The 18,357-nt window shown below is 64.7% G+C and carries 12 protein-coding genes and 3 pseudogenes; 6 read left to right on the top strand and 9 right to left on the bottom strand.

From position 1 onward, the window contains the following. Positions 1 to 3: 3 nt before the first annotated feature. From hpaD to ALC15_RS33000, 3 genes are all read right to left on the bottom strand, one after another. The gene (hpaD, locus tag ALC15_RS33010) at positions 4 to 900 is read right to left on the bottom strand and encodes a 3,4-dihydroxyphenylacetate 2,3-dioxygenase (RefSeq protein WP_050630902.1); all 897 of its coding nucleotides are present in this window, start codon (positions 898 to 900) and stop codon (positions 4 to 6) included. 22 nt (positions 901 to 922) lie between these two features. Beyond that, on the bottom strand, positions 923 to 1,195 hold the full coding sequence (locus ALC15_RS43650; protein WP_244486351.1) for a helix-turn-helix domain-containing protein: 273 nt from the start codon (positions 1,193 to 1,195) through the stop codon (positions 923 to 925). A gap of 90 nt (positions 1,196 to 1,285) precedes the next feature. Continuing rightward, on the bottom strand, positions 1,286 to 2,566 hold the full coding sequence (locus tag ALC15_RS33000; RefSeq protein WP_050630901.1) for an amidohydrolase family protein: 1,281 nt from the start codon (positions 2,564 to 2,566) through the stop codon (positions 1,286 to 1,288). A 161-nt stretch (positions 2,567 to 2,727) separates the two neighbouring features. On the opposite strand from ALC15_RS33000, the gene ALC15_RS32995 reads away from it, so the two are divergent. Beyond that, positions 2,728 to 2,943: a hypothetical protein gene (locus ALC15_RS32995; RefSeq protein ID WP_050630900.1), complete on the top strand. Its 216-nt coding sequence runs from the start codon at positions 2,728 to 2,730 to the stop codon at positions 2,941 to 2,943. 91 nt (positions 2,944 to 3,034) lie between these two features. Here ALC15_RS32995 and ALC15_RS32990 read toward each other — a convergent pair whose 3' ends face one another. The 4 genes and pseudogenes from ALC15_RS32990 to ALC15_RS32975 all read right to left on the bottom strand — a co-directional run bounded on the left by ALC15_RS32990 (position 3,035) and on the right by ALC15_RS32975 (position 9,958). Next, entirely contained in the window at positions 3,035 to 3,853 is an 819-nt protein-coding gene (locus ALC15_RS32990; protein ID WP_050630899.1) for an aldo/keto reductase, read from the bottom strand. Positions 3,854 to 4,023: 170 nt separating this feature from the next. Then, positions 4,024 to 5,603 (bottom strand): annotated as a pseudogene (locus ALC15_RS32985) (alkaline phosphatase D family protein). A 311-nt stretch (positions 5,604 to 5,914) separates the two neighbouring features. Next, entirely contained in the window at positions 5,915 to 6,301 is a 387-nt protein-coding gene (locus ALC15_RS32980; RefSeq protein WP_244486350.1) for a hypothetical protein, read from the bottom strand. A 184-nt stretch (positions 6,302 to 6,485) separates the two neighbouring features. Next, positions 6,486 to 9,958 (bottom strand): annotated as a pseudogene (locus ALC15_RS32975) (indolepyruvate ferredoxin oxidoreductase family protein). A 232-nt stretch (positions 9,959 to 10,190) separates the two neighbouring features. Here ALC15_RS32975 and ALC15_RS32970 point away from each other — a divergent pair. The 4 genes from ALC15_RS32970 (at position 10,191) to ALC15_RS32955 (ending at position 12,993) form a co-directional block, all read left to right on the top strand. Then, positions 10,191 to 11,141 (top strand): hotdog family protein, encoded by a 951-nt coding sequence (locus tag ALC15_RS32970; protein WP_050630898.1) that lies wholly within the window; start codon positions 10,191 to 10,193, stop codon positions 11,139 to 11,141. A 60-nt stretch (positions 11,142 to 11,201) separates the two neighbouring features. Further along, positions 11,202 to 11,756 carry a carboxymuconolactone decarboxylase family protein gene (locus tag ALC15_RS32965; protein ID WP_050630897.1) on the top strand — a complete coding sequence of 185 codons (555 nt, stop codon included), beginning with the start codon at positions 11,202 to 11,204 and terminating at the stop codon, positions 11,754 to 11,756. Position 11,757: 1 nt separating this feature from the next. After that, entirely contained in the window at positions 11,758 to 12,558 is an 801-nt protein-coding gene (locus ALC15_RS32960; RefSeq protein ID WP_050630896.1) for an SDR family NAD(P)-dependent oxidoreductase, read from the top strand. 216 nt (positions 12,559 to 12,774) lie between these two features. Then, on the top strand, positions 12,775 to 12,993 hold the full coding sequence (locus ALC15_RS32955) for a hypothetical protein (protein ID WP_050423097.1): 219 nt from the start codon (positions 12,775 to 12,777) through the stop codon (positions 12,991 to 12,993). 37 nt (positions 12,994 to 13,030) lie between these two features. On the opposite strand, the gene ALC15_RS32950 is transcribed toward ALC15_RS32955, so the two are convergent. Beyond that, a complete protein-coding gene (locus tag ALC15_RS32950; protein ID WP_050630895.1) occupies positions 13,031 to 16,213 on the bottom strand; it encodes an efflux RND transporter permease subunit in 3,183 nt (1,060 codons plus the stop codon). Between the two features lie 23 nt (positions 16,214 to 16,236). Continuing rightward, complete coding sequence (locus ALC15_RS32945) at positions 16,237 to 17,481, bottom strand: efflux RND transporter periplasmic adaptor subunit (RefSeq protein WP_050630894.1); 1,245 nt, start codon at positions 17,479 to 17,481, stop codon at positions 16,237 to 16,239. A gap of 204 nt (positions 17,482 to 17,685) precedes the next feature. Between ALC15_RS32945 and ALC15_RS32940 the strand changes: the two are divergent. Next, positions 17,686 to 18,284 (top strand): annotated as a pseudogene (locus ALC15_RS32940) (TetR/AcrR family transcriptional regulator). Positions 18,285 to 18,357: the final 73 nt, after the last annotated feature.

Genomic DNA, 18,357 nt, shown 5'->3' with positions numbered 1-18,357 from the left:
GATTCAATCGGAACGGGGCTCTAGGCTGACACCGCCGAGCCCCACTTCAGGGGCCACGTGAAATTCCACGTTCACCTGGCCGCTTCCGCTCGACGGGAAGTAGTCGCAGAGTTGTTCGGCAGGGCCACGGAAATCGTACCAGCCGAGCGCCGCGAACAGCATGATGGTGTCGGCCATCCCGCCTTCGCCGTGACACCGCGTTGCGTAATCGGGAAGCATATCGAGAAACTCCCTATAGCGACGCTGCTGCCAAAGCTCCAGCACGCGCAGATCGACCTGGCGGTTGAACTCGCTGGCGATCGATGTCCAGGCTTCGGGGCCGAGCTTCTTGTTCGGCAACAACCGATGCGACAGCGATCCGCTGGCAAGCAGCGCAACCCGCTCGCCGGACCGCGCGATCGCACAGCGGGTCGCTTCACCGAGCAGCCGGCTCTCCTCCATCGATGTGAACAGCGGCGACGCGACCGAGACCACCTTCGCCCAGCCCTCCGGGTTGAGGTAGTGCATCGGGACGATGGTGCCGTACTCCAGACCAAGGCTTTCGACCCGGTGCGCCATCACGTTGAGGCCGACGCTTGCCGCCTCCTGCGCAATCGCTTCTGCCAGCGCGCTATTCCCCGGCAGATCGTAGCCCAGATCCTTGATCATCTGCGGCGCCTCGTGGCTCGTGAACGAGCCGCGATGCCGGGCATTGGCGTTGATGTGGTAGCCGAAATTCGATAGCCAATGGGTATCAAACACCACAAAGGTCGATACCCTGCGTTCCCTGGCGCGGCGGCCGAGTTCGCGCAATGCCGCGACCGCGCCGGCCCTCACATCGTGCAGCGGATGATCGGCCGGCTCCGACAGCATCAGAGACGGCACATGGCTGACCTTGGCGGCCAGTACGAGTTCGCCCATCAAAGCCATATCCTCTTCCCGGTCAGGCCGCCTTGGTGACAACGTCGCGGAAGGCGTTCAAGATGCGCAGCAAAAGCACGATCGAGACGTTGCCCTTGCCGGCTTCTATGAGCGCAATATAGCGCTGCGACACGCCAGAGCGGCGGGCCAGTTCGCGACGCGTCATGCCGGCATTCGCCCGCGCGCCGCGGACAGCCGCGCCCAGTTGCAGCAGGAAATCACTTTCGGAGAACGGTGCGCTGCCAGGCGCGGAAGTGCGTACCGATCGGTCGATGGAGGAATGATTCCCGGTCACGACGTGCCCCTTTATGATCGCTCATCATCGACCAGCGGGATTTGCTGTCCTTGATGCGGATCAATGACAGGGACCGGCGGGGCGCGCCGTTCACCGCACCGAAAATGGCGCCTGGTAGGGTCGGCCGAACGGCACGCCGTTGACCACGGTCTGAACCGGCTTCAGCTGCAGATTGCCGTCGCGCTTGTTGTTGCGGGTGTCGAGGAAGGTGACCGGGCCTTCGACGAGGTCCATGATCGCGACATCGCCGGGCGCGCCACGCTGCAGCGTGCCGATCTTCGGAGCGCGGTTGATGATCCGCGCCGGCACCGAGGTCGCCATCGCGACGACCTGATCCAGCGAGGAGCCCATCGCCAGGAACTTGCTCATCACGTTCGGCAGGAACGGGATGCCGGGCGAATTGCCCGAGAAGACGTGGATGTCGGAGGAGATCGTATCCGGCGTGCAGCCGGCGGGGATCGCGATCTCGGCCACCGTGAAGTCAAAACTTCCGCCGCCATGGCCGACATCGAACAGCACGCCGCGCTGCTTGGCCGCGAGCGCGGCCGGCAGCAGCTTGCCTTCCTGCACGATGTTGGTGAAGGCGCCGGACATGTTCGGCGCACCGGAATAGGCGTGGGTGAGGATATCGCCCGGCCGCAGCAGATCGAGGATGTCGGACATCAGCTCCCTGGTCTCGACGCCGCCGATATGCACCATCATCCGCGCCGGCCAGCCGCACATCTCGCAGGCCTGGATGCCGCGCTTCAGCGGCTCGATGCCGTGCTTGAAGATGACGTTCTCCGACATCCGCACCTTGACCCCGATCAGGAAGTCCGGATTTTCGGCGAGCGCCATCGCGCAGGCTTCGACCTGGGCATTGTCGATGTTGTAGAGCTCGGCCACCGGGAAAGCCGACAGGCCGTTATTGGCGATGTGGACGAAGGCGTAGATTCGCGCCCGCGACTGCGCCACGATGAAACGCCGCAGCGCCGCGAGATTGTTGACGCCGGCATCGCCGGCCGAGACCACGGTCGTGGTGCCCTGGAATTGCACCAGCTCGTCGGCGGGAATGCCGATCGCCGATCCATAGGGATAGACGTGGCAGTGCAGATCGACGAGGCCGGGCATCACGAGCCTGCCCGATGCGTCGATCGTCTTGGCGGCGCGCGCGGCGGGGATCTCGTCTTCGATGGCTTCGATGAAGCCCCAGCGGATGCCGATGTCGCGCTTGCCGCGCAGCGACTGGCTGGGATCGATCACGTCGCCGCTCTTGATCACGAGGTCGAACTTGTCGTCCGGCCCCATCGCCGCGGCGGCCGGCCCAGCAATGGCGGCGGCAGCGGTCGATCCCGTGGCTTTCAAAAAATCCCGGCGCGAAAATCCACTCACGGCACCGTTCCCCCGACCATTGATTTTTATGGCGCGATGATGCGTCGGACCCGGTAGTTAGGCAAGTCCGCCTGAACAACCGTTCAGAAAACTCCGCCGGTTCCTGAGGAACGTTTCGATGCCTGCCCGGTTGCCTCCTCGCATCATTTGAGGAGGATGAAATGAAAAAGATTGGTTTTGTTCTTGCGGCGATTGGTACGCTTGCAGTGGCCGTTCCGTCGATCGCGAGCGCCGAGACCGTGGTGATCAAGCGCGGCCACCATCACTGGGATCGTGGCTGGGGCGCGCGCGCCGAGATGCGCCACGACCGTGGTTGGCATCGCGGCTGGCATCACGACCACGACCGCACCGTCGTGATCCGACGCGACCGCTACTAACCGACTACACATCCAAGAGACCGACACAACGGAAAATGGCTCCTTTCGGAGCCATTTTCTTTTTCAACGTCTGCGTCGGATGGTCGACGTCTCAATCCCACGCCGGCGCAAAGCCCGGATTGACGCAGCGCATGTCCTTGGGCAGCGCGGCGATCGCCTTGCGGTCGTCGTCATCGAGTTCGACCTTCAGCGCATCGAGATTGGCCTGCTGGCTTTCTGCGCGCGAGGCTTTCGGGATCGCCGCAACGCCGTCCTGATCGAGCAGCCATTTCAGCGCCACCTGCGCCGCGGTCGCACCATGCTTGCGGCCGATCTTCGCCAATGTCTCGTCGGTCGCGAAACGGCCCTGCGCCAGCGGACAATAGGCCACCAGCGGGATCGATTTCGCGGCAAGATATTTCCGCACCGGCGTCTGGTCCAGCATCGCGTGATACTCGATCTGATTACAGGCGATCGGCGCCTTGATGTCCTCGACCACGGTCTTGAGCAGCGCAGTGGTGAAATTGGCGACGCCGATCGCGCGGGTGCGGCCCTCTTCCTTCAGCCGCATCAGCGTCTCGAACACGGCAGGCAGCTTCATGCTCCGCGACGGCCAATGCACCAGATAGAGATCGACGTGATCGAGCCGCAGCTTGTTCAGGCTGGCGTCGAACGCCTTGCGGATCGCATCCGGCGCCAGGTTCTCGTGCCAGACCTTGGTGGTCACATGCAGGTCCTTGCGCGCGATCTTCGAAGCCGCAATCGCCTGTCCGATCGCCTCTTCATTGGCGTACATCTCGGCGGTGTCGATGTGTCGGTAACCGAGCCCAAGCGCGCTCTCGACCGCCGCACGGCAGACATCGCCCTGCATGCGGAAGGTGCCGAGCCCGAGCTGCGGCAGGCTGATGCCCTGTATTTGCAGATTTTCCATGGGATAGCTCCTGACGCGTGGGACGCCGAGGAAATCGACGACGTCACGCCTAGCAAATCGGCTGTAGGGAATGAAATTGGCAGAACTGCCAAGCGACAGTCTGCCCGCAAACCGGTCCGTCGGGCAAGGCACCCCGCAATCAAGATGTCGCGACGGGATGAGGGACGGATCTAGATGTGCTGCGCCAGGATCTGGCCGGGCCGCGCGTCCGGCCGCGGCTCGATGTCGACCGACCAGAGATCATGGTTGTCGACGTCCTTCAGCGTCACCTTCATCACGCCGGTCTTGCCGTCGATGTCGACGCGGCCGAAGAATTGCAGGCCGAAGCACGGCGCGAGGTTGTCGCCCTGCTCGGCCGAGCAGCCCTTCTGGTACATCGCCTTCGGGCCAAAGGTGTTGTCGAGCTCGCCGGGCGACCAGGTGCCGGCATGCAGCGGGCCGGAAACGAACTCCCAGAACGGCTCGAACTCCTGGAACACCGCCCGGTTCGGATCATAGTGATGCGCGGCGGTGTAGTGCATGTCGGCGGTGAGCCACACCGTGTTGCGGACGCCGGCGCGCTTCATGAAGGACAAGAGATCGGCAATCTCGTGCTCGCGCCGCTCGGGCGGCCCGTCGCCGAGCGCGACGGCATCGAGGCTGACGAGCCCGATCGGCAGGTCGGCCGCGATCACCTTCCAGACCGCGTCCGACGCCACCAGCTCCCGCTTCAGCCAGGCAAGCTGCTCTCGCCGAGAATGAAGGCCTGGTCCGGATCGCCCTGCTTGTTCCAGCTCGAATCGCGGTAGGAGCGCATGTCGATGATGAAGACGTCGAGCAGCGGCCCATAAGGGATCTTGCGATAGACCCGGCCGTCGCGCTCCGGCATCAGCCGCATCGGCATGAATTCATGGAAGGCGCGGCGCGCCCGCGCCACCAGGCGCGAGCTGCCGTCCGTGTCGTAGCCAGTCGAATCGGCGGTGCCGATCGGCGACCAGTCGTCGGCGACCTCATGGTCGTCCCATTGCGCAAACATCGGCACTTCGGCGTGGAAGGCGCGGAAATTCTCGTCGAGCCAGTTGTATTTGTAGTTGCCGCGAAACTCCTCGAGGCTGCGCGCGACGACGGATTTCTCCGCGGTGACGATGTTGCGCCAGACCTCGCCGTTCGGCAGCTTCTGCTCCGCCGGCACCGTGCAATCCGCGTAGATGTGATCGCCGGAGTGAATGAAGAAATCCGGGTGCTCGTTCAGCATGGTGCGGTAGCTACGCAAGCCGCCACGCGCAGGGTCGATGCCCCAGCCCTGCCCGACGACGTCACCGGACCAGACGAAGGAGACTGAGCGGCGATCGAGCGGCGCGGTGCGGAAATGCCCGACGCGGCTCTCACCGGCAACGCCGTCGCGGTCCTCGAAACGCACGCGATAGAACAGGTCCTGGCCCGGCGGCAGGCCATCGAGCAGGAGTTTCGCGGTGAAGTCGCGCTCGGGCAGCGCATCGGCGCACGCGGTGCGCAGGATGGTGGCGAAGTTTTCGACGGAAGCGCATTCGATCTGCATCCGCGCGGCGCGGTCAGTGCGGGCCCAGATCACGGCGGAATCGGTGGCGATGTCGCCGGACTGGATGCCCGCGATCGCGGGCCGATCCGCCGCGCGGCTGAGATAGGGTCTCGCCAGCGCGCCCAATCCCGCCAGCGCGGCCGTGGACGCCGAGCGCACCAGAAGCTGACGCCTTGTGAGGCCTCGCCGCCTCGCGGAGATCGCTGTCGGCATCCCGTAACCTTCGCCATATCCTGACGAGGGTTTTGCCTGCGCCGTTTGACTCCGGGCTTACAGTTTCTTGACTCTCCGCCGACGGTTTCGCGACGGCGGGATGACTCAGCGGGGAGCGGCGATCGGAGCCACAGCGCCCGGAAAGCTAGACCCGTCATCCCGAGGAGCGCGCTCTTGCGCGCGTCTCGAGGGATGCACGGCCGCGCTCGTGGCCGATTCATCCTTCGAGGCTCGCTCCGCTCGCACCTCAGGGATGACGGGTTTGGGTACTGGCGGGATGTACGTGGAGATCGGCGCGAGAGCGCCGACTCTCACCGCTGCCAGTTGCAGATGCCGCCGGTCCGGCACGGCCAGGTCTGGATCCGGGTGTCGCGGGCTTCCGCGTTGAGCGGGTTCGAGTATCGCCGCGCGAGCTTGGCGCGGGCGGGAACGTGCGTAGCGGCACGCTTCCGCTCTTGCGGCGCGGTAACCCGGGTGGTCCACAAGGGCTTCTGCTGCTCGACCGTCGGCTCCTCGACCTTGGGCTCGGCGGCTGCATGCTGATCCGGCCCGTGGTCGGTCTTCGCTTCGACCGGAATCGGCTCGAACTGCGCGGGCGGGCCGAGCGGCTTCGGCGACAGCACGGCCCGGGAGAGATCGAGGCTGAAGAACTCGCTCGGACGATAGTCGTGGGCCAACGCCACGCCGGCCAGAGCCAAGGACGCGGTACAAACTGTTGCAACGAAAACGCTTTTCAGGACCGTCAAAAGGGCCTCCTGAAATCACTCGAACAGAACAGCCATCATGTAGGAACCCGGCCGCGCGATTCCAGCCGCTGATTGCGGGCAGGGTTACAGGTCAACCACGGGAACAGCGGAAAGTTCCCGCTGCCCCCGCCCTGGCCTATTCAGCCGCCTGCGCCAGCGGCTGGCCGATCGCGCGCTCCAGCCGCGCGCATTCGGTGCGGTAGCGGGCGACGTTGCCTTCCTTGATGTGGCCATAGCCGCGGACGAGGTCCGCAGCCTTGGCCAGCGCCACGAGGCGCGGCAGGTCGAGCGGCTTGTTGCCGCCGAGATGACGCAGGATCATCGCCGAATACTCCACCGGCAAGGCGCGCTCCATCTTGCGCTCGGCGGTGTAGCCGAAGATGTCGAACGCGGTACCGCGCAGGCCCTTCAACCCCGCGAGCAGGCCGAACGCCTTGAAGATCCACGGCCCGAACTCGCGCTTCTGCAAGCGCCCGGTGACGGGATCGCGTTGCGCCAGCAGCGGCGGCGCCAGCAGCACCTTCAAGCCGGAATTGCCCTCGAACTGCTCCCGCAACGCCTTGCTGAATTCGCCGTCGGAATAGAGCCGCGCAACCTCGTATTCGTCCTTGTAGGCCATCAGCTTGAACAGGCCCTTCGCAAACGCCTCGGTCAGGTCCTGCGAGCCCGGCGCCGCCGCGGTCTCGGCCGCGCGGACGCGCGCGACATCGTCGAGATAGCGTTTGGCGTAGGCGGCGTCCTGATAGTCGGTGAGGAATTTGGCACGGAACGCGATCGCCTCGTCGAGCGTCTTCTTGGCCGGCGCGGAACCTGCGCTCTTGAAGCGCGCGGCGCTGACCACGCGTTGCAGATCGTGCGCGGCAAGCCGGCCCCACGAGAACGCGGTCTTGTTCATCTCGATCGCCGCGCCATTGAGCTCGATCGCCTTCAGGATCGCCTCCAGCGACAGCGGGATCGCGCCGCGCTGGAACGCGAAGCCGAGCATGAACGCGTTGGTGGCGATGCTATCGCCCATCAGCGCGGTCGCCAGTCCCGTGGCATCAAGGATGTCGAGATCGTCAGGCCGCACCGCGCCGTTCAGCGCGTCGCGCATCGAGCTGGCCTCGAAATCGATATCGGGATCGATCACGAAGCTTGCGGTCGGCAGCAGGTCGGCGTTGACGACGGCGCGGGTGACGCCACGCTCGGCACGGCTCAGTGCCGGCACGCTGGTGGCGACAACGAGGTCGCAGCCGAGGATCAGGTTGGCATTGCCGGGCGCGATGCGGACCGTGGTCAGCATGTCGGACGCCGGCGCCAGCCGGACATGGCTCATGACAGCGCCGTTCTTCTGCGACAGGCCGGTGAAGTCGAGCGTCGAGCAGGCGAGCCCCTCGACATGCGCGGCCATGCCGAGCAGCGCGCCGATGGTGATGACGCCGGTGCCGCCGATGCCCGTGATCAGGATGTTGTAGGGCGCGCTGAGCGCAGCCGGGGGCGGTGTCGGCAGGTCGGCGAACAGCGCCTTGGGATCGGCGGCCGTACGGTCCGCCTTGCGCAGCTTCGGGTCCTGCACCATCACGAAGCTCGGGCAGAAGCCCTCGATGCAGGAGAAATCCTTGTTGCAGTTCGACTGGTCGATGCGGCGCTTGCGGCCGAGCTCGGTCTCCAGCGGCTGCACCGAGACGCAGTTCGACGCCACCGAACAGTCGCCGCAACCTTCGCAGACCCGTTCATTGATGAAGACGCGCTTGGCCGGATCGGGAAACAGCCCGCGCTTGCGGCGGCGGCGCTTTTCGGCGGCACAGGTCTGGTCGTAGATCAGGACGGTGAGGCCCTCGATCTCGCGCAAGGTCCGCTGCACGGCGTCGAGCTCGCGGCGATGATGGATGGTGGCCCCGGACGGGAAGTAGTTGGCAGGATATTTGTCAGGATCGTCGGAGACGATCGCGAGCTTCCTGGTGCCCTCGGCCCAGACCTGATGCGCGATCTGCGACACGGTGAAGCCGCCTTCGGCGGGCTGACCACCGGTCATCGCGACCGCGTCGTTGTAGAGGATCTTGTAGGTGATGTTGACGCCGGCCGCAGCGGCCGCGCGCAGCGCCAGCAAACCGGAATGCGTGTAGGTGCCGTCGCCGAGATTCTGGAACACATGCTGTTCGCTGGTGAACGGCGCCTGCCCGATCCAGCTCACGCCCTCCGCGCCCATATGCGAGATGGTCTGGGTGTTGCGGTTCGGCACCGACAGCGCCATGCCGTGACAGCCGATCCCGGCCATGGCACGGCTGCCCTCGGGGATCTTGGTCGACGAATTGTGCGGGCACCCCGAGCAGAAATACGGCGTGCGCGCCAGCTTCGCGGCGCCGGTGCCCTCGGCCGGGCGATCGAACGCCTCGAGTTTGGCGAGGCGCTGCTCCAGCAGCGGGCTGCGGTGACCGAGCTTACGCAGCCGCGCGACGACGGCGGCCGCGACCATGGTCGGCGTCAGTTCGCCCTCGCTCGGCAGCAGCGGTGCGCCGCTTTCGTCGCGCTTGCCAACCACAGAGGGACGCTTCGATGCGTCCATGTTGTAGAGGATGCGAACCAGCTGGTCCTCGATGAAGCCGCGCTTCTCCTCGACGACCAGCACGTCCTGCAAGCCTTCCGCGAAGCGCGCGCGCCGTTGGCTTCCAGCGGCCAGGTCAACGCCACCTTGTAGATGCGCAAACCGAGGTCCTGCGCCTCGGCATCGGTGATGCCGAGATCGGCGAGCGCCTGGCGCAGGTCCAGATAGGCCTTGCCGGTCGCCATGATGCCGAGCCGCGCCGGCTTTGAATCCAGCACGATGCGGTCGAACCGGTTGGCGCGGGCGAAGGCCGCGACCGCCTCCATCTTGGGCCCGTGCAGCCTGCGTTCGGCTTCGAGCGGCGGATCCGGCCATCGGATCGAGAGGCCGCCGGGCGGCATCTCGAAATCGTCGGGCATGATGATCTTGATGCGATCAGGATCGCTGACGATCGAGGCCGAGCTCTCCACCGTCTCGGAGATCGCCTTGAAGCCGACCCAGCAGCCGGAATATCGCGACAGCGCAAAGCCGAGAATGCCGAGATCGAGATAGTCCTGCAGCGTCGCCGGATTGACCACCGGCATCAGCGCCGAGGCGAACACCTGCTCGCTCTGGTGCGCAAGCGTCGAGGACTGGCAGCCATGGTCGTCGCCGGCGAGCGCGATCACGCCGCCATTCGGCGAGGTGCCGGCGGAATTGGCGTGCTTGAGCGCGTCGAGCGAGCGGTCGACGCCGGGCCCCTTGCCGTACCAGATGCCGAACACGCCATCGACCTTGGCCCCGGGGAACATGCCGACCTGCTGGCTGCCCCACACCGCGGTCGCCGCCAGGTCCTCGTTGAGGCCGGGAACGAAGGCGATGTCATGCTCTTTGAGGAACGATTTCGCCCGCCACAGCGCGTGGTCGTACATGCCGAGCGGCGAGCCGCGGTAACCGGAGATGAACCCGGCGGTGTTCAGCCCGTGCGCGCGATCGCGTTCGCGCTGCAACATGGGCAATCGGACCAGAGCCTGGGTACCGGAGAGGAAGATTCGCTTCGTGTCCAACCGGTACTTGTCGTCCAGTCCAACGTCCATCAACGCCATCAGTTTCCCCGTCAGTCAGCCACGCCGGTCCGAACCGGTCTCATTGTCTGTCCATGATCATGCATCAGCATGCACTGATTTTGTTATGCATCAACAGCCCCGTTTCCATGGTCGCAGCACATATCTCGTTGTGCGTTTGCGAGGTGTTGTTGCTCTGCGAGGCCCTGCTGCTCTGCGAGGCTTGCCGAACCCCGGCATCTTTGAAACGGTGGCGCGCAAAGGGAGACCAAGGATGATTAAAGTCGAATCCGCGTTCACGACGGAAATCGTGGAGAATGGCGATCTGCTGGTGGGTCCCTGGCGCAGCCCGAAGCAGATGCTGCAGGCCCAGACCTACGACTCCCACGCGTCGATCCACGACGACGCAACCGCGCAGAAGCTCGGCTTCCGCGGCGGCACCATCGAGGGACCGACCCATTTCAGCCAGTTCGCACCGCTGTGCGAGCGGATCTGGGGCCGCGCCTGGTTCATGACCGGGTGCCTGTCGGCGCATTACCGCAATCCGGTATTCGAGGGCGAAGAGGTGCAGGCCCAGATCGAGAAGCCGAAGCCGGGCCAGACCGTTTGCACGATCGGCATGATCAAGCGCGACGGCACCGAGATCCTGCGCGGCACCGCCTCGATCGACGGCGACGGCAGCGAGACCGCGCTGAGCCACCGGCTCGGCGAATTGAAGCCGCTGACCGATCCGGTGATCCTCGCCGACATCAAGGTCGGCATGAAGACCGCGCGGCAGGCCATCAAGATGGATTTCGACCAGAACATGGGCGATCTCTACCCGTTCTCGCTGACCGACAAGCTCAAGGTGATCACCGAGCCGTCGGACTATTATTCGCTGGAGCACAATCCCTGGGGCCGTGCCGTCATCCCGATGGAGATGCTGAGCGTGCTGTTCCAGTACCGCGCGCGCGAGGACCGGCTGCCGGTCCGTGGCCCTGCCGTCGGGCTGTTCGCCGACCAGGAGATCCGCCTGCTGCGCGGGCCGCTGTTCCCGGGCGAGACCTATTGGGTCGAGCGCGAGGTCGTGGCGCTCTCAGGCAGCAAGCGCACCGAAAGCATGTGGGTGCGCTCGACCGTGTTCGACGCCGACAACGCCGTGGTCGCGACCATGCTGCTCAACGGCGCCAGCATGAAGGACTCCTACGCCAACTACGCCAGCGAACACAAAGCCCTCTACGGCTGAAGTGACAGCCGCCGCCAGACAACGCTAACATTGCAAGCCGCCGAACCAAGGACAACAACAATGGCCCGCCTGCCCTATCTCGAAGCCGACCAGGTCGCACCTGAGTATCGCGACATGCTCAAGCGCAATACCAATCTGCACAAGCTGCTGGTGAACTCGCCGGACATGGCGCGGGCCTTCAACGGAATCGGCGGCTATATCCGCTTCAAGAGCAAGCTCGATCCGCGGCTGCGCGAGCTTGCGATCCTGCAGGTCGGCTGGCTGGAGAAGTCCGAGTACGAATTCACCCACCATGTGAAGATCGGCAAGGAGTTCGGCGTCACCGATGAGGACATCAAGGGCCTGATCGCGGAGACCGACGGCAAGCCGTCGCAGCTCGAGCCGCTGGCAAGAGCGATCCTCAGGGGCGCCCGCGAGATGGTGCGCGAGCTCGCGATGTCGGAGGCGACCTTCGCCGAGATCAAGCAACATCTCTCCGACGAGCACATGACCGACCTGGTGTTGACCATCGCATTCTACTGCGCCGTGGTGCGGGTGCTCGCCACCATGCAGATCGACAACGAACCCAGCTACAAAGAGGTACTGCAGCAGTACCCGATCCCGGGAGTGAAGTGACATGCGCCTGCAAGATCGCGTCGCCATCGTCGTCGGCGCCGGCCAAAGTCCCGGCGAGGGCATCGGCAACGGCCGCGCCACCGCGCTGACCTTCGCGCGCGAAGGCGCAAAGGTGCTGTGCGTCGATCACAACCTGGATTCGGCGCAAGAGACCGTCGATCTGATCGTGGCCAAGGGCGGTACGTCGGTCGCCTTCAAGGCCGACGTCACCAAGAATTCCGACATCAAGGCGATGGTGGCGGATGCGCATGGCCGCTGGGGCAGCGTCGATATCCTGCACAACAATGTCGGCGTCAGCCTCTCCGGCGGCGATGCCGAGTTGCTCGACATATCAGAGGAAGCATTCGACCGCTGCGTGGCGATCAATCTGAAGAGCTGCATCCTCGCCGCCAAGCACGTGATCCCGATCATGCGTCAGCAGCAGAGCGGCTCGATCATCAACATCTCGTCGATGGCCGCGATCACGACCTACCCTTACGTCGCCTACAAGGCGACCAAGTCGGCGATGATCGCCTTCACCGAACAGCTCGCCTACCAGAATGCGCAATATGGCATTCGCGCAAACGTGATCCTGCCCGGATTGATGAACACGCCGATGGCCGTCGATACGCGCGCCCGCGAATTCAAGAAGAGCCGCGCCGAGGTCGAGGCCGAGCGCGACAGCAAGGTGCCGCTGCGTCACAAGATGGGCACCGGCTGGGATGTCGCGAATGCCGCACTGTTTCTCGCGTCCGATGAAGCGAATTTCGTGACCGGTGTCACGTTGCCGGTCGATGGCGGCGCAAGCGTGCGGCGCGGTTAATCGAGACGATTAACCTGTGTGACAATTCGGGATTAATCACTGTGACGAAATCACGCGTTGTTGCACCGCAATGATTCGAAAAAATTGAAGTATTCCAATGACACGGCGATGTGACGGCGCGTCCACATAAATCGAAATCCTGACTCGTTGTGGTCGCACGAAATTCATCTGCGCTCTGTATCTCGCACGCCAAGAACTTCTGGAGTGCCTGGACCAATGAGCGAAGAATTCGAACTCAGACCCGATCAGTGGGATGCGCTGAAAGCGCTGCGGGCTCCCGCAGCAAACCCTTCACGTTTGAACCGGTTTGCCGTCGAAAGCCTGATCACGCTCGGTTATGTCGCTGTACGAGGCGACGCGTTTGAGCTGACGCCCGCGGGCCGCAAGGTGCTGGTCCGCGGTTCGTCACTTCTGCTGCTCGATATCGCAGCCTGATTCCTTCAAAGCTGACATCAAGCTTACACACGCGGCATCATGCCGCGTGTGCCTTTCCGGGGATCGTCGCCTCGCCGTGCTGCGTCAGCGGCTTCATGCCGGTGAGCGTGCGCAACAGCACATAGAACACCGGCGTCAGGAACAGGCCGAACACCGTGACGCCGATCATGCCGGAGAACACCGCGACACCCATCGCGCGCCGCATCTCCGAGCCCGCGCCGGTCGACAGCACCAGCGGCAACACACCCATGATGAACGCCATCGACGTCATCAGGATCGGCCGCAACCGCAGCCGGCTGGCCTCGATCGCCGCTCTGATCGGCGAGCGTCCGGCGAATTCGAGCTCGCGCGCGAATTCGACGATCAGGATGGCGTTCTTGGCCGACAGGCCCACCAGAACGATCAGGCCGATCTGGGTGAAGACGTTGTTGTCGCCCTTCGACAGCCAGACCCCGAACATCGCCGCCAACAGGCCCATCGGCACGATCATGATGATCGACAGCGGCAGCGCCAGGCTCTCATAGAGCGCGGCCAGCACAAGGAACACCAGCAGGATCGCGAGCGGGAACACCCAGATCCCGGAATTGCCGGCGATGAACTCCTGATAGGTCAGGTCGGTCCATTCAAAGGCAAAGCCCGGCGGCAATACTTCGGCCGCGATCCGCGTCGCTGCCTCCTGCGCCTGGCCGGAGGAATAGCCCGGCGCGGCAGCGGCGTTGATATCAGACGACAGGAAGCCGTTGTAGCGAATCGCGCGCTCCGGCCCCGCGCTCTGGCGGACCTTCAGCAAGGCCGACAGCGGCACCATGTCGCCCGACGACGAGCGCACCTTCAACTGCCTGATGTCGTCGGCACGCGCGCGGAACGGCGCGTCGGCCTGCACATAGACCGAATAGGTGCGGCCGAATTTGTTGAAGTCGTTGACATAGTAGGAGCCGAGATAGATCTGCAGCGTGTTGAACACTTCGGTGACCGGCACGCCGAGCTGCAACGCCTTGGTGCGGTCGATGTCGGCGAACAGCTGCGGCACGTTGACCTGGAAGCTGGAGAACACGCCGGCGATCTCCGGCGCCTTCTGCATCGCGGTCATGAACGCCTTGGTGGCGTCGTTCAACGCCTCGTAGCCGAGACCGGCGCGGTCCTCGATCTGCAGCTTGAAGCCGCCGATGGTGCCGAGGCCATTGACCGGCGGCGGCGGGAACATGGCGATGAAGGCATCCTGGATGCCGGCATATTTCTTGTTCAGCGCGGCCGCGATCGCCGGACCGCTCAGCGAGGGATCCTTGCGCTCGTCGAACGGTTTCAAGGTCGAGAACACGATGCCGGCGTTGGAGGAGTTGGTGAAGCCGGAGATCGACAGGCCCGGGAACGCCACCGAGCTTTCGACACCCGGCTGGGTCAGCGCGATCTCGCTCATCTTGCGGATCACTTCCTCGGTGCGGTCCAGCGTGGCGCCATCAGGCAGCCGCGCAAAGCCGACCAGGTACTGCTTGTCCTGGCCCGGCACGAAGCCGCTCGGCACCTGCTTGAACAGCACGCCGGTCACGCCTATCAACAGCACATAGAGACCGATCACCACGGCCTTGCCATAGATCACCTTGGTAACGGTGCGGCCGTAGTTCGCGGACGACTTGGTGAACACCTTGTTGAAGCCGCGGAAGAACCAGCCCAGCGACTTTTCCATGACCCGGGTCAGCCAGTCCTTCGGCTCGTGATGGCCCTTCAGAAGCAGCGCCGACAGCGCCGGCGACAGCGTCAGCGAGTTGATCGCCGAGATCACGGTCGAGATCGCGATCGTCAGCGCGAACTGCTTGTAGAACTGTCCGGTGAGGCCGGAGATGAAGGCGAGCGGCACGAACACAGCGATCAGCACCAGCGCGATCGCGATGATCGGGCCGGACACTTCGCGCATTGCCTGGTTGGTGGCGTCGCGCGGCGACAGGCCGGACTCGATGTTGCGCTCGACGTTCTCGACCACCACGATGGCGTCGTCGACCACGATGCCGATCGCCAGCACCAGGCCGAACAGGCTGAGCGCGTTGATCGAGAAGCCGAACACGTGCATCACCGCGAAGGTGCCGACGATCGACACTGGAACCGCGATCAGCGGAATGATCGAGGCGCGCCAGGTCTGCAGGAACAGGATCACGACCAGCACGACGAGCGCGATCGCCTCGAGCAGCGTATGGATGACGGCCTCGATCGACGAGCGCACGAACTGGGTGGGATCGTAGACGATCTGGTACGACACGCCTTCCGGCATGTTCTTCTTGATCTCGGCCATCGTCGCGCGGACATGGTCGGATATTTCCAGCGCGTTCGAACCCGGCGCCTGGAAGATCGGGATCGCGACCGCCTGCTTGTTGTCGAGCAGCGAGCGCAGGCCGTATTCGGAGGCGCCGAGTTCGATCCGGGCAACATCACGCAGCCGCACCACCTCGCCGGCGGAGCCGGTCTTCACCACGATGTCGCCGAACTGCTCCTCGGTCGACAGCCGTCCTTCCGCGTTGACGGAGAGCTGGAGGTCGATGCCCTTGACGCTGGGCGAGGAGCCGACCACGCCGGCCGCGGCCTCGACGTTCTGGGCCTGGATCGCACGCACGACGTCGCTCGCGGTCAGCGAATGCTCGGCGGCCTTCTGCGGATCGACCCAGACTCGCATCGAATAGTCGCCGGCGCCATAGAGCTGGACGTCGCCGACGCCGTCGATCCGGGCCAGCCGGTCCTTGACGTTGAGCACTGCGTAATTGCGCAGATACGTCATGTCGTAGCGATTGTTCGGCGACAGCAGATGCACGACCATGGTGAGGTCGGGCGAGCTTTTCTTGGTGATGATGCCGAGCTGGCGCACCACCGCCGGCAGGCGCGGCTCGGCCTGCTGCACGCGGTTCTGCACCAGCTGGGTCGCCTTGTCGGGGTCGGTGCCGAGCCGGAACGTCACCGTCAGCGTCATCGCGCCGTCGGTGGTCGCCTGGCTCGACATATAGAGCATGCCCTCGACGCCGTTGATCTGCTCCTCGATCGGCGTTGCCACCGTCTCGGCGATCACCTTCGGATTGGCGCCGGGATAGGTCGCGCGCACCACGACCGACGGCGGCACCACATCGGGATATTCCGAGATCGGCATCGCCACCAGCGAGATCAGGCCCGCCAGGAAGATCAGGATCGATAGCACGCCGGCAAAGATCGGCCGGTCGATGAAGAATTTTGAGAGATTCATGGCTCCGCCCCCGCGCGCAGCGCCTAGCGCTGCACGACGTGCTGGTTGGTTTCAGTGGATGCCTGCTGCATGCCGCGCGCGCCCATCTCGGCGACTTCCATCTTCAGAAGTGCGCCGGGACGCACGCGCTGCAGGCCGTTGACGACGATGCGGTCGCCGGATTTCAGGCCGGCGGTGACGATCCGCAGGCCATCGACCGCGCCGCCAAGCGTGACGGAGCGATAGACCGCGCGGCTGTCGTCGCCGACCAGCATAACGAACTTCTTGTCTTGGTCGGTGCCGACGGCGCGTTCGTCGATCAACACCAGGGTCTGCTGCTTGGGCTGGCCCATGCGCACGCGGGCGAACTGTCCGGGGATCAGGCGGCCGTCGTCGTTCTTGAACACGGCACGGACGCGGATCGTGCCACTCTGGCCGTTGACCTGGTTGTCGATGAGCTGGATATGCCCCTTGGCGCTGAGGCCGCCCGAGGTGACCATGTCGACCGGGATCTGGTCCAGATTGCCGCGCTTGCCGGAGGCATCCGCGATCGAGTTCAGCGCGCGCAGCACGACTTCCTCGTCGGCATCGAAGCTCGCATAGATCGGATTGACCGAGACCAGCGAGGTCAGGACCGGCGACGATGTACCCGCGGCGACGAGATTGCCGACGGTGACCTCGATCCGGCCGACCCGGCCATCGACCGGTGCGCGGACCTCGGTGTAGTCGAGATTGAGCTTTGCGGTCTGCAGCGCGGCTTCAGCCGCCTTGACGTTGGCGATCGCTTCGCGATTGGCGTTGTCGCGCTGGTCGAAATCGCGCTTGGTGACGATGTTGTTGCCGACCAGCTGCGCGCCGCGCTCGACCTCGCTCGTGGTGAACACGACGCGGGCCTTGGCCGCCTCGAGCTGGGCCTGGGCGCGATCGACCTCGGCCGCGTAGGGCGCAGGATCGATCTTGAACAGGATGTCGCCGGACTTCACCAGCGCGCCCTCGGTGAAATTGGTCGAAAGGATCGCGCCAGCGACCCGCGGCCGGAGCTGGACGCGGTCGACGGCCTCGAGCCGGCCCGAGAAGTCATCGAACAGGGTGGTCGGCCGCGGCTGGATCACGGCGACAGTCACCGGAACTGCCGGTTCGGGCGCGGCGGCGGTGGCGGTCGCCTGCGCGGCATGGAAATAATGGCCGGTCGCGATCGAACCGGCGGCGGCCACGGCGCCCAGGATCACGACGCCGCCGACGACGCGTCGGAAACGGCCGGAACGGGGATTTTGGGTTGACGAGGGCATTCACGCGCTCCAGAGATCTGTAGTGTTCGCTACAGATGTGGAGCTGGACGCCGGTTCGCAAGATACTTATGTATCAGACACTATGAAATTATTATCTCATTCATGGGGAAATGGGAAGCCGCGGAAAAACTACTGGTGCAACAAGAGGATAAGCTAGGGACAGTCCGTCACAGAAACGGCCCCCCGCTTACGGAGCAACGAAAAATGGGAATGGGACGCCCCCGCGCCTTCGACGCGGACGCCGCTTTGGACCGGGCCATGGACGTGTTCTGGCGCCACGGATACGAGGGCGCGACGATCGCGCAGCTCACCGAGGCGATGAGCATCAATCCTCCGAGCCTGTATGCCGCCTTCGGCAGCAAGGAAGGCCTGCTCAAGGCCGCGCTCGACCGTTACACCGAAAAGCGCGACGCCTGGATGGACCGGGTGGTCAGTTCCCCGACCGCGCACGAGGTGGCCGAACGATTTCTGATGGAGCATGCGGACGCCCAGACCGACCCCGCCAACCCGCCCGGCTGCCTGCTGGTCCAGGGCGGCCTTGCCTGCGGCACCGGCTCGGAGAACGTTCCGTTCGAGCTGGCGGCGCGTCGCACCCGCACCGAGGACCAGCTGCGCGAACGCTTTGTCCGCGCCAAGGCGACGGTGACCTCGGCGAGAGCGTCGATCCGGCCACGCTTGCGCGCTTTCTCTCCGCGGTGACATCGGGCATGTGCGTGATGGCCTCGTCGGGCGCGAACCGCGAGACGCTGCGTGAGATCGCGGCGGTGTCGCTGAAGGCGTTCGAGGAGCAGACCAAGGGCTGAGCCGCTTCAGCAAGAATTTCGGCGCAGCCGTCGTAAGTCACCTCGCCCCGCTTGCGGGGAGAGGTCGAATTCG

Source organism: Bradyrhizobium viridifuturi (assembly GCF_001238275.1).
GTDB lineage: Bacteria > Pseudomonadota > Alphaproteobacteria > Rhizobiales > Xanthobacteraceae > Bradyrhizobium > Bradyrhizobium viridifuturi.
The sequence above is the reverse complement of the archived record's forward strand: the minus strand, read 5'-3'. Positions and strand labels throughout refer to the sequence as shown.

Bases quoted from the DNA above. Each gene is read 5' to 3' on its own strand.
- ALC15_RS32965 (WP_050630897.1), top strand. From the start codon at position 11,202: ATGGCCCGCCTGCCCTATCTCGAAGCCGACCAGGTCGCACCTGAGTAT.
- ALC15_RS32995 (WP_050630900.1), top strand. From the start codon at position 2,728: ATGAAAAAGATTGGTTTTGTTCTTGCGGCGATTGGTACGCTTGCAGTG.
- ALC15_RS32945 (WP_050630894.1), bottom strand. From the start codon at position 17,481: ATGCCCTCGTCAACCCAAAATCCCCGTTCCGGCCGTTTCCGACGCGTC.
- ALC15_RS32960 (WP_050630896.1), top strand. From the start codon at position 11,758: ATGCGCCTGCAAGATCGCGTCGCCATCGTCGTCGGCGCCGGCCAAAGT.
- ALC15_RS32950 (WP_050630895.1), bottom strand. From the start codon at position 16,213: ATGAATCTCTCAAAATTCTTCATCGACCGGCCGATCTTTGCCGGCGTG.
- ALC15_RS32990 (WP_050630899.1), bottom strand. From the start codon at position 3,853: ATGGAAAATCTGCAAATACAGGGCATCAGCCTGCCGCAGCTCGGGCTC.
- hpaD (WP_050630902.1), bottom strand. From the start codon at position 900: ATGGGCGAACTCGTACTGGCCGCCAAGGTCAGCCATGTGCCGTCTCTG.
- ALC15_RS32970 (WP_050630898.1), top strand. From the start codon at position 10,191: ATGATTAAAGTCGAATCCGCGTTCACGACGGAAATCGTGGAGAATGGC.
- ALC15_RS32955 (WP_050423097.1), top strand. From the start codon at position 12,775: ATGAGCGAAGAATTCGAACTCAGACCCGATCAGTGGGATGCGCTGAAA.